General features: G+C 61.7%; 10 protein-coding genes. 9 read left to right on the forward strand and 1 reads right to left on the reverse strand.

Annotation, left to right across the window (positions count from 1 at the left end; genetic code table 11):
• The first annotated feature begins 72 nt into the window (after positions 1-72).
• The 6 genes from WBB95_RS25235 to trpE all read left to right on the forward strand — a co-directional run bounded on the left by WBB95_RS25235 (position 73) and on the right by trpE (position 6683).
• On the forward strand, positions 73-1320 hold the full coding sequence (locus WBB95_RS25235) for an ABC transporter permease (RefSeq protein ID WP_424490047.1): 1248 nt from the start codon (positions 73-75) through the stop codon (positions 1318-1320).
• A 12-nt stretch (positions 1321-1332) separates the two neighbouring features.
• Positions 1333-2157, forward strand: a complete 825-nt coding sequence (locus WBB95_RS25240) for an ABC transporter permease (RefSeq protein WP_424490048.1) — start codon at positions 1333-1335, stop codon at positions 2155-2157.
• Between the two features lie 253 nt (positions 2158-2410).
• Positions 2411-3559 carry an iron-containing alcohol dehydrogenase gene (locus WBB95_RS25245; protein ID WP_424490049.1) on the forward strand — a complete coding sequence of 383 codons (1149 nt, stop codon included), beginning with the start codon at positions 2411-2413 and terminating at the stop codon, positions 3557-3559.
• An 84-nt stretch (positions 3560-3643) separates the two neighbouring features.
• Complete coding sequence (gene rpe, locus WBB95_RS25250) at positions 3644-4318, forward strand: ribulose-phosphate 3-epimerase (RefSeq protein ID WP_424490050.1); 675 nt, start codon at positions 3644-3646, stop codon at positions 4316-4318.
• Entirely contained in the window at positions 4315-5133 is an 819-nt protein-coding gene (locus WBB95_RS25255; RefSeq protein ID WP_424490051.1) for a phosphoglycolate phosphatase, read from the forward strand. Before rpe ends, WBB95_RS25255 begins: the two co-directional genes overlap by 4 nt.
• Positions 5134-5201: 68 nt before the next feature.
• The gene (gene trpE / locus WBB95_RS25260) at positions 5202-6683 is read left to right on the forward strand and encodes an anthranilate synthase component I (RefSeq protein WP_424490052.1); all 1482 of its coding nucleotides are present in this window, start codon (positions 5202-5204) and stop codon (positions 6681-6683) included.
• Between the two features lie 135 nt (positions 6684-6818).
• Here trpE and estP read toward each other — a convergent pair whose 3' ends face one another.
• Positions 6819-8741, reverse strand: coding sequence for an esterase EstP (estP, locus tag WBB95_RS25265; protein WP_424490053.1), 1923 nt, complete (start codon positions 8739-8741; stop codon positions 6819-6821).
• 424 nt (positions 8742-9165) lie between these two features.
• On the opposite strand from estP, the gene WBB95_RS25270 reads away from it, so the two are divergent.
• From WBB95_RS25270 to trpC, 3 genes are read left to right on the forward strand one after another with little or no spacing between them, the layout of a single operon-like run.
• A complete protein-coding gene (locus tag WBB95_RS25270) occupies positions 9166-9759 on the forward strand; it encodes an aminodeoxychorismate/anthranilate synthase component II (RefSeq protein WP_424490054.1) in 594 nt (197 codons plus the stop codon).
• Between the two features lie 9 nt (positions 9760-9768).
• Positions 9769-10818, forward strand: coding sequence for an anthranilate phosphoribosyltransferase (gene trpD, locus WBB95_RS25275; protein WP_424490055.1), 1050 nt, complete (start codon positions 9769-9771; stop codon positions 10816-10818).
• Positions 10815-11654, forward strand: a complete 840-nt coding sequence (gene trpC / locus WBB95_RS25280; RefSeq protein ID WP_424490056.1) for an indole-3-glycerol phosphate synthase TrpC — start codon at positions 10815-10817, stop codon at positions 11652-11654. The genes trpD and trpC overlap by 4 nt, the downstream gene beginning before the upstream one ends.
• The last annotated feature ends 78 nt before the right edge of the window (positions 11655-11732 follow it).

The raw sequence follows: 11732 nt of genomic DNA on the forward strand, positions 1-11732 counted from the left end.
CATCGCAGGCAAGCCAGCTCCCACATAAAACCTCCTTGCAGGGACTCAACCGTAGATTTTCCGGAGTCAGCCATGGCCATCGCCGTTCCCTCGAACGAGGTCAACAGCCCCACCCTCAAGCAGCGCCTGGCGCGTGCCGAGCGGCTTAATCGCTGGAAGGCCCAGGCCTTGATTGCGCCGCTGGTGCTGTTCTTGTTGCTGGTGTTCCTGGTGCCGATCGTCGCGCTGCTCTACAAAAGCGTCGGCAACCCGGAAGTGGTGGGCGGTTTGCCGCGCACCGTGGTGGCGGTCAAGGCCTGGGACGGGCGGGGTTTGCCGGGCGAACCGGTGTACCAGGCCTTGAGCGAAGACCTGGGCGAGGCGCGTAAAAACCAGACCCTGGGTGATTTGTCCAAACGCTTGAACATGGAACTGGCCGGCTATCGCAGCCTGTTGACCAAAACCGCGCGAGCGCTGCCGTTCAGCGAAGCGCCTGGCTCTTATAAAGAAGCGTTGGAAAACCTCGACGAACGCTGGGGCGACCCGGCGTACTGGCAGGCGATCCGGCGTAATACCAGCACGCTGACGCCTTATTACTTGTTGGCGGCCGTCGATCACCGTATCGACGACCTCGGCGAAGTGGCCCCGGCCACCCCGGACCAGGCGATCTACCTGGACATCTTTGCCCGCACCTTCTGGATGGGCCTGGTGATCACCTTTATCTGCCTGCTGCTGGCGTATCCGCTGGCTTACCTGTTGGCCAACCTGCCGGCGCGTAAAAGCAACTTGCTGATGATCCTGGTGTTGCTGCCGTTCTGGACCTCGATTCTGGTGCGGGTGGCGGCGTGGATCGTGTTGCTGCAATCGGGCGGCTTGATCAACAGCGCAATGATGAGCCTGGGCCTGATCGATAAACCGTTGGAGCTGGTGTTCAACCGCACCGGGGTCTACATCTCGATGGTACACATTCTGTTGCCGTTCATGATTCTGCCGATCTACAGCGTGATGAAAGGCATCTCGCCCACCTACATGCGTGCGGCGATTTCCCTGGGTTGCCATCCATTCGCCAGCTTCTGGCGCGTGTACTTCCCGCAAACCTATGCCGGTGTCGGCGCCGGGTGCCTGCTGGTGTTCATCCTGGCGATTGGTTACTACATCACCCCGGCGCTGCTCGGCAGCCCGAACGACCAGATGGTCAGCTACTTCGTGGCGTTCTACACCAACACCAGCATCAACTGGGGCATGGCCACTGCCTTGGGCGGCTTACTGCTGCTGGCGACCGTGGTGCTGTACCTGATCTACAACCGGCTGGTGGGCGCCAGCCGCCTGCGCCTGAGCTGAGGAGACCTTGCGATGCTGAGCCCTTATTTGTCGCCCGTTGAGCGGGTGTGGTTCTACAGCTTGCGGATTCTCTGCGGCTTGATCCTGCTGTTCCTGATATTGCCGGTGCTGGTGATCATTCCGCTGTCGTTCAACAGCGGCAGTTTCCTGGTGTACCCGCTGCAAGGCTTTTCGCTGCACTGGTACCAGGACTTCTTCGCCTCGGCCGAATGGATGCGTGCGCTGAAGAACAGCATCATCGTCGCGCCGGCGGCCACCGTGCTGGCGATGGTGTTCGGCACGCTGGCGGCGATTGGCCTGACCCGTGGGAATTTCCCCGGCAAGGCGCTGGTGATGGCCCTGGTGATTTCGCCGATGGTGGTGCCGGTGGTGATCATTGGCGTGGCCAGTTACCTGTTCTTTGCGCCATTGGGCCTGGGCAACAGCTTTTTCTCGCTGATCGTGGTGCATGCGGTGCTGGGCGTGCCGTTTGTGATCATCACCGTGTCGGCGACGTTGCAGGGCTTCAACCATAACCTGGTGCGAGCGGCGGCCAGCCTCGGCGCGTCGCCCTTGACCGCGTTTCGCCGGGTGACCTTGCCGCTGATCGCGCCGGGGGTTATTTCCGGGGCGCTGTTTGCGTTTGCCACCTCGTTTGATGAGGTGGTGGTCACGCTGTTTCTCGCCGGCCCCGAGCAAGCGACCCTGCCGCGCCAGATGTTCAGCGGCATCCGCGAAAACCTCAGCCCGACGATTGCGGCGGCGGCGACGTTGCTCATCGCGTTTTCGGTGTTACTACTGCTGACCCTTGAATGGCTGCGCGGCCGCAGTGAGAAACTGCGCACTGCCCAAGTCTAAAGCCAAGTGGAGATCAAACTGTGAACTGTGGGAGCGGGCTTGTGTGGGAGCTGACTTGCCTGCGATGCAGGCGACGCGGTCTTTCATCAAGACCGAGCTGATGCTATCGCTGGCAAGCCAGCTCCCACATTGACCGTGCCCACATGGGTGCTGTGTTCATTCAGAGGATGTCCATTCAATTGCTGAATGGAAGACAACCCGTTTCAGTCAGCTACTCTTGTGCCAGCCCATTCCCTTATAAGAGGCCGCGCACATGAGTACTTCCTCATTCAAGATCGCCCACAAACTGCTCACCGGCTCCGGCGCCATCGAGCAACTGGCTGCCGAGCTCACGCGCCTGGATGTGGACAACCCGCTGATCGTCACCGACGCCGTGCTGGTCAAGTCCGGCACTGTCGCGCTGGCACTCGAGCACTTAGGCGATCGCCCCTACGAAATCTTCGACCGCGTGCTGCCCGACCCGGAAATCGCCATCGTCGAAGACTGCATGCGCGTGTACCGCGAGGGCGGGCATGACGGCCTGATCGGCGTGGGCGGCGGCAGTGCCATCGACATCGCCAAAAGTGTCGCGGCCTATGCCGGTTATCACGGCGCGCTGGCGGATCTGTTCGGCGTGGACCAGGTGCCACGCAAAGGCCCGCCGTTGATCGCGATCCCGACCACGGCCGGCACCGGTTCGGAGGTGACCAATGTGGCGATTCTCTCCGACAAGGTTGCGCAGCTTAAAAAAGGCATCGTCAGCGATTATTTGCTGCCGGACGTGGCGCTGATCAGCCCGCAAATGACCCTCACCTGCCCACGCAGTGTCACCGCCGCGAGTGGCGTGGATGCGCTGGTGCATGCGATCGAGTCGTACCTGTCGCTGAATGCCTCGCCGATCACCGACGCCCTGGCCATCGGCGCGATCAAGTTGATCGCCAGCGCGCTGCCCAAGGCCTACGCCAACCCGTCCAACCTGCAGGCCCGTGACGACATGGCCACCGCCAGCCTGATGGCCGGCATGGCGTTCGGCAATGCCGGGGTGGGCGCGGTGCATGCGTTGGCGTACCCGTTGGGCGGGCGTTTCAATATCGCCCACGGTGTGAGCAACGCGTTGTTGCTGCCCTACGTGATGCACTGGAACAAGCTGGCGTGCGTGGAGCGCATGCAGGACATCGCCCAGGCCATGGGCGTGAATATCACCGGCTTGAGCGTCAACGATGCCGCCGACCAGGCTGTCGAGGCGATGACGCGGCTGTGTGCTGCCGTCGAGATTCCGGCGGGGCTGCACACCTTCGGGGTTCCCGAAGACGCGATCCCGGCCATGGCCACGGAAGCCGCGGGCATTGAGCGCCTGATGCGCAACAACCCGCGCAAGCTCAGCGCGGCGGATATCGAGAAAATCTACCGGGCGGCTTACTAACCGTTGAGTTAGGTCACGGTGCGCGCAGCAAAGCATGAGGTATACAATGCGCGCCATCGTGATTTAGCTCAAAAAAGGTGCGTCATGCAGCCCTTCGTCATTGCTCCATCGATTCTCTCCGCCGACTTCGCCCGCCTGGGTGAAGAAGTGGACAAGGTATTGGCCGCCGGTGCCGACTTCGTGCACTTCGACGTCATGGACAACCACTACGTGCCCAACCTGACCATCGGCCCGATGGTCTGCGCGGCGCTGCGCAAATACGGCATCACTGCGCCGATTGATGCGCACCTGATGGTCAGCCCGGTGGACCGCATCGTCGGTGACTTCATCGACGCCGGCGCGACCTACATCACCTTCCACCCGGAAGCGACGCTGCATGTGGACCGCACCCTGCAACTGATCCGCGAAGGCGGCTGCAAGGCGGGCCTGGTGTTCAACCCGGCCACCCCGCTGAGTGTGCTTGAGTACGTGATGGACAAGGTCGACATGGTCTTGCTGATGAGCGTCAACCCAGGTTTCGGCGGGCAGAAGTTCATCCCCGGTACCCTGAACAAGCTGCGTGAAGCCCGCGCGCTGATCGACGCGTCGGGCCGCGACATCCGCCTCGAAATCGACGGTGGGGTCAACGTCAACAATATCCGCGAAATCGCCGCCGCCGGCGCCGACACCTTTGTGGCCGGCTCGGCGATCTTCAATGCGCCGAACTATCAGGACGTCATCGACAAGATGCGTGCAGAACTGGCGCTGGCGCGTCCATGAGCGGCTTTGAGCAGCTGTTCCCCGGCAAACTGCCACGGCTGGTGATGTTCGATCTGGACGGTACCTTGATCGACTCGGTGCCGGACCTGGCAGCCGCCGTGGACGAGATGCTGCTCAAGCTGGGGCGCAAGCCGGCGGGGATCGAGTCGGTGCGTAACTGGGTAGGTAACGGTGCGCCGATGCTGGTGCGCCGGGCCCTGGCTGACAACATCGATGCCGACGGTGTGGATGAGGTCGAGGCCGAACACGCGCTGGAGCTGTTCAACGCAGCCTATGAAAGCAGCCACGAGCTGACCGTGGTTTACCCCGGCGTGCGCGACACCCTCAAATGGCTGCACAAGCAGGGCGTGGAAATGGCCCTGATCACCAACAAGCCGGAGCGCTTTGTCGCGCCGCTGTTGGACCAGATGAAAATCGGCCGTTATTTTCGCTGGATCATCGGTGGCGATACCCTGCCGCAGAAGAAGCCCGACCCGGCGGCGCTGTTTTTCGTGATGAAAATGGCCAATATCCCGGCTTCGCAGTCTTTGTTTGTCGGCGATTCACGCAGTGACGTGCAGGCGGCGAAGGCGGCGGGCGTGCAGTGCGTGGCCCTCAGTTATGGCTATAACCATGGTCGGCCGATCGCTGAAGAATCGCCTGCATTGGTGATTGATGACCTGCGCCTGCTAATCCCCGGTTGCTTGGGAGCGGGCGCTGAGATAACGTTGCCCGACATCGATCCAACCCCTTCTGGAAATCCCATCGTGGTGGTCACTCGCAAACTCTGGATGAAAGTCATCAAGGCCCTGGCCCGCTGGCGTTGGCGCGCCTGACTGATCCTCGCCGCGCTGCGGCACGTTTGCACACCTGACCGTTTGACCCTCAAGCCACGAGGCACCTCATGATCCGCGAAGAATTCCTGCGTTTGGCCGCTGCCGGCTACAACCGTATTCCCTTGGCCTGCGAAACCCTGGCCGACTTCGACACGCCGCTGTCGATCTACCTGAAACTGGCCGACGAGCCCAATTCCTACCTGCTGGAATCGGTGCAGGGCGGCGAGAAGTGGGGCCGTTACTCGATCATCGGCCTGCCGTGCCGCACCGTCATGCGCGTTCACGACCACCACGTGAGCATCACCCATGACGGCGTCGAGATCGAAAGCCACGACGTAGAAGACCCGCTGGATTTTGTCGAAACCTTCAAGGCGCGCTACAACGTGCCGACCATTCCTGGATTGCCGCGTTTCAACGGCGGCCTGGTGGGGTATTTCGGCTACGACTGCGTGCGCTATGTGGAAAAACGCTTGGGTAAGTGCCCGAACCCGGACCCGCTGGGCGTGCCGGACATTCTGCTGATGGTGTCGGATGCGGTGGTGGTGTTCGATAACCTCGCCGGCAAGATGCACGCGATTGTGCTGGCTGACCCGTCCCAGGCGGATGCCTTCGAGAGAGGCCAAGCCAGTCTCGAAGCCTTGATGGAAAAATTGCGCCAGCCGATCACCCCGCGTCGCGGCCTGGACCTCAGCCGCCCGCCGGCTGCCGACCCGATCTTTCGTTCAAGCTTTACCCAGGATGATTACGAGCGCGCGGTCGACACCATCAAGGAATACATCCTCGCCGGTGACTGTATGCAAGTGGTGCCGTCGCAACGCATGTCCATCGACTTCAAGGCCGCGCCGATCGACCTGTATCGCGCACTGCGCTGCTTCAACCCGACGCCGTACATGTACTTCTTCAACTTCGGCGACTTCCACGTCGTGGGCAGTTCACCTGAAGTGCTGGTGCGGGTCGAAGATAACCTGATCACCGTGCGCCCGATTGCCGGTACTCGCCCGCGTGGCGCGACCGAAGAAGCCGACCTGGCGCTGGAAGAAGACCTGCTCAGCGACGACAAGGAAATCGCCGAACACCTGATGCTTATCGACCTGGGCCGCAATGACACCGGGCGCGTGTCGGAAATCGGCTCGGTGAAGCTGACCGAGAAGATGGTCATCGAGCGCTACTCCAACGTGATGCACATTGTGTCCAACGTCACCGGCGAGCTGAAAGCCGGCCTGACCGCCATGGACGCGCTGCGCGCGATTCTGCCGGCGGGCACCTTGTCGGGCGCGCCGAAGATTCGCGCGATGGAGATCATCGACGAACTGGAGCCGGTCAAGCGTGGCGTGTACGGCGGCGCCGTGGGGTATTTCGCCTGGAACGGCAACATGGACACCGCGATTGCGATCCGCACCGCAGTGATCAAGGACGGCGAACTGCACGTGCAGGCGGGTGGCGGGATTGTCGCCGATTCGGTGCCGGCCCTTGAGTGGGAAGAAACCCTGAACAAGCGCCGCGCGATGTTCCGCGCAGTGGCGTTGGCCGAGCAGACGCCGCAAGGCTAACGGCGTGCGTTGATCAAAAAGTGGGAGCTGGCTTGCCTGCGATAACATCACCTCTTTGTACCCGATACACCGAGGTGTCTGCATCGCAGGCAAGCCAGCTCCCACATTGGTTTTGCGCTGGTTTTTAAGACCGCATCAGAAATCCAGACTCACCCCCACACTGACCCCTTGCTGGGTCAAATCGTCGTCCTTCCTCACGTTATACGCCGCCCGCAACGCCAGCTCCTGCGTCAGCTTGTGGCTGACACCGAGGCTCAAGCGATCCGAATTGCTGCGGGGCGTGTAGCCGTCCAGCTTGAAGTCGATACCCTGCACGCTGTTGAGCGAAATGTTCACCTTTTGAGTGTCATTTTCGAACTCATGCTCGTGGGCCACTTCGCCAAACACCTGGGTTTGCGGCGTGACGCGGTAGCTGCCCTGCAGGCCGACGCCGAGGCGTTTGGAGTCGCGCTGCTGGTCATCAAACGTCAGCGCGGTGGAGCGGTTGTCTTTTTCCGAGTAACCGTTCACCTCGACGCGTGCATAGTCGGCGCTGATGAATGGCGACAGGTGCCAATCGCTGCCGACCCCGGCGATGTCATAACCCACGCGGCCGCTCAAGGCCCAGAGCCAACCATCGGTGTCGCCTTTCTCGGAGCCTTCGCCGACGCCCAGGGCGAACTTGCGCTTGAGGCTGTCGAAGTCCAGCTTGCCGCCGGTCAACGCGGCATCGGCCCACCAGTGATTCTGCTGATACTGCGCGAACGCAGTGCCCATGTAGCTGTTGAGCTTGTAGTCCGAATCGCTGGCGCCGGCTTCAAGCGTCTGCCGATACAGCCCGGCGGCCACGCCCACGCGCCAGTTTTCGTCGAGCCGGTAGCTGCCGCCGATATTCAGGTTGTAGCCACTGCCGTCACCGCTGGCAGAGCTGCTTTGATCATCGAAGTCCAGGTGCTGGCCACCACCGGCGACAATGGCGCGCCATTGGCCCACGGCTTGCCAACTGCCGTTGTCGGCCTGCCATTGGTTGCGCAGTTCGTCCTGATGGGCGCGCAGGGTGCCCTGGGCCATTTCCGGCAGCAGGGTGAGTTCCCAGGGGGCGGCCAGCAGCGAGTAGGCGTAGTCGGCGATCAAGCGTTGCCCGGCGATGGTGGGGTGCACGGAATCGTTGTAGATCAGCTTGGTCGGGTCGGGGCTGGTGCCGCCAATCCCGTAGGTTGGGTTGGCGGTGCAGCCGTTGCCGCTGAAACAGGTGCCGGTCAGGTTCTGTCCGGTGGCCAGGCCGAAGCGGGCCGGGTCGGCGAAGGTTTCCTTGAGCAGCAACGGGATGTTCAGCGGGATTACCTGCGCGTCGACCTGCGACAGGCGTTGCACCAATGACTGGTTGAAAATGTTGCTGAGGGCGCTGCTGGCAGCCTGCAGCGGCGTGCCGTTGATGGCTGGGGTCAGACCGAGGTCGGGCAGCATCCACACCATGATGTAGCGCGCGCCGGCCTGTTGCAGGGCTTGGGCGCTGTCGGCCAGGCGCCCGCCGGCGGCGACCGCCTGGCCCGGGCTGAGTACGCGACCTTGCAGGAAGTCATTGCCGCCGCCAGACAGGAAGTACAGCGCGTTCGGGTCGGCTCGCCCGCCGTTTGCCGGCAGGTAACCCTGGCGACTGCGCAATACAGTGCCGCCGCCGGGGTTGCCGGGAGGAATCGCTGCGTTGGAGACCGAGGTGACCGAGTCGAGAATATTGTCGGTCCGGTAGCCGCCCACCGCCCAGTTGTTGCCGTCTGGCAGGCCTTGTGCCGCGCGTACCGGCGAGGTGGAGGCGTTCAGGTCGTTTGGCGCAACGCCCAGTTTTGCACCCAATAAGGTCGACGAAACCGGGCCGTAGTCGCCCTGGAAGGTTGGGCCGGTGCGGTTGGTAAAGCGCAACGTGGCCCCATTCGAGCCATCGGGGAACTGGCCGGCATCAGCCAGGCTGTCGCCGAAAACAATCATGGTCGAGTACGGCGAAGAGGCGGCAAGTGCCTGTGCGCAGGCCAAAGACAGGAGGCAGCCGGCAAGGGGGGCAAAAAACGGTGGTCTGAGCATGCAAAATTCCATTTAGTTGTTTTTGTATCGGAAGCGAAACACTTAGCAATGTAGTGAGGGTTTTCTACGAAGAAAACAGTTTTTTCCTATAAAGATTCTGTCGTGATGGCCCCGTATTCGCGGCTCCATATTGCACCGGTCGCGAGGCTACGTTACTGTGCCTGGACGTATGAATGAGACCCTTCCCGTGTTGATTATCAGCAAACTCTTGATGCGAGTAGTCAAGGCACACGCCCGTTGGCGTTGGCGCGCCTGACATTTTCTCTGCCGGCCCCGGCCGGACCTGTACCGATTTGCCTTCTTCACCCCTTGTTTGACGCCCCTTGCTGGCTAACCCCGGCAACCGGAAAGTGCGTCTGGCAGCGGGTCACTCTCTTGGAAGGCGGTCATTCGAAATCAGTGAATTCAAGAGGTTTGAACCCACATGTTGCTGATGATTGATAACTACGACTCCTTTACCTACAACGTTGTGCAATACCTGGGCGAGCTCGGTGCCGAGGTCAAGGTGGTGCGCAACGATGAGCTGACAGTCGCCGAAATCGCCGCCCTGAACCCGGAGCGCATCGTGGTTTCGCCTGGCCCGTGCACGCCGACCGAGGCGGGCATCTCCCTTGAAGCGATCAAATACTTCGCCGGCAAATTGCCGATCCTGGGCGTGTGCCTGGGCCATCAGTCCATTGGCCAGGCCTTTGGCGGTGACGTGGTGCGCGCGCGCCAGGTGATGCACGGCAAGACCAGCCCTGTGTTCCATAAAGACCTCGGCGTGTTCCAGGGCCTCAACCTGCCGGTCACCGTGACGCGCTACCACTCACTGGTCGTTAAGCGCGAAACCTTGCCCGACTGCCTGGAGCTGACCGCCTGGACCCAGCTGGAAGACGGCTCGGTCGACGAGATCATGGGCCTGCGTCACAAGACATTGAACATCGAAGGGGTGCAATTTCACCCCGAATCGATCCTGACCGAGCAGGGCTACGAGCTGTTCGCCAACTTTCTCAAGCAAAGCGGCGGCACGCGCTAAGGACTTTCCATGGATATCAAGACTGCCCTGAGCCGTATCGTCGGCCACCTGGACCTGAGCACCGCTGAAATGAGCGATGTGATGCGCGAAATCATGACCGGTCAATGCACCGACGCACAGATCGGCGCGTTCATGATGGCCATGCGCATGAAAAGCGAGAGCATCGACGAGATCGTCGGCGCCGTCTCGGTGATGCGCGAACTGGCGGACAAGGTTGAGCTCAAGACCCTCGACGGCGTGGTCGACGTGGTCGGCACCGGCGGTGACGGTGCCAACATTTTCAACGTATCCACCGCAGCGTCCTTCGTGGTTGCGGCGGCGGGTTGCACCGTGGCCAAGCACGGTAACCGTGCGGTCTCCGGCAAAAGCGGCAGTGCCGACTTGCTGGAGGCGGCCGGAATCTATTTGAACCTGACGCCGGTACAAGTGGCGCGTTGCATCGACAGCGTCGGCATCGGTTTCATGTTTGCCCAGTCCCATCACGGCGCGATGAAACACGCCGCTGGCCCGCGCAAGGACTTGGGCCTGCGCACCCTGTTCAACATGCTTGGCCCGCTTACGAATCCGGCTGGCGTGAAACATCAGGTGGTGGGCGTGTTCAGCCAGGCGCTGTGCCGGCCATTGGCCGAAGTGCTGCAGCGCATGGGCAGCAAGCACGTGCTGGTGGTGCATTCGAAAGACGGCCTGGACGAATTCAGCCTGGCGGCACCGACCTTTGTGGCGGAGCTGAAGAACGACCAGGTCACCGAATATTGGGTCGAGCCAGAAGACTTGGGCATGAAAAGCCAGAGTTTGCATGGCCTGGCTGTAGAAAGCCCAGCCGCCTCCCTTGAATTGATTCGTGATGCCTTGGGGCGTCGCAAGACCGAAAACGGCCAGAAAGCGGCAGAAATGATCGTGTTGAATGCCGGCGCGGCGTTGTATGCCGCCGATCACGCCTACAGTCTTAAAGAGGGCGTGGCCCTCGCACATGATGCGTTGCACACCGGGCTCGCTCGCGAGAAGCTCGAAGAACTGGGTGCGTTTACTGCGGTGTTCAAAGTGGAGAATGAAGGATGAGTGTGCCAACCGTTCTGGAAAAGATCCTGGCCCGCAAAGCCGAAGAAGTGGCCGAGCGCCGTGCGCGTGTAAGCCTGGCCGAACTGGAAGCCCAGGCGAAACTCGCCGACGCCCCACGTGGCTTTGCCAATGCCTTGATCGCCCAGGCCAAGCTCAAGCAGCCGGCCGTGATCGCCGAGGTCAAGAAGGCTTCGCCGAGCAAAGGCGTGATTCGCGAGCTTTTTGTGCCGGCCGACATCGCCGCCAGCTATGAAAAGGGCGGCGCGACGTGCCTGTCCGTGCTCACCGACATCGACTATTTCCAGGGTTCCGACCTGTTCCTGCAACAGGCCCGCGCGGCGTGCAAGTTGCCGGTGATCCGCAAGGACTTCATGGTCGACCCGTACCAGATCTTCGAAGCCCGTGCCTTGGGCGCCGACTGCGTGCTGCTGATCGTCTCCGCACTGGACGACGTGAAGATGGCCGAGCTGGCGGCCGTGGCCAAAAGCGTCGGCTTGGACGTGCTGGTGGAAGTGCACGACGGCGACGAGCTGGAGCGTGCCCTGAAAACCCTCGACACACCGCTGGTGGGGGTCAACAACCGTAACCTGCACACCTTCGAAGTCAGCCTGGAAAACACCCTCGACCTGCTGCCGCGCATTCCGCGCGACCGCCTGGTGATCACTGAGAGTGGCATCGTCAACCGTGCCGATGTGGAACTGATGGAGATCAGTGGCGTGTATTCGTTCCTGGTGGGCGAGACCTTCATGCGCGCCGAGAACCCGGGGGCGGAGTTGCAGCGTCTGTTCTTCCCGGAGCGCGGCGGCGTGGCGGTCAGCGGTTCGACTTTAGACTGATTGGACCGCGGTCAAAATGTTGGGAGCAGGCTTGTGTGGGAGCTGGCTTGCCTGCGATAACGTCACTCGGTGTCACAG

Origin of the sequence: Pseudomonas sp., from assembly GCF_049645325.1 — a bacterium.
GTDB lineage: Bacteria > Pseudomonadota > Gammaproteobacteria > Pseudomonadales > Pseudomonadaceae > Aquipseudomonas.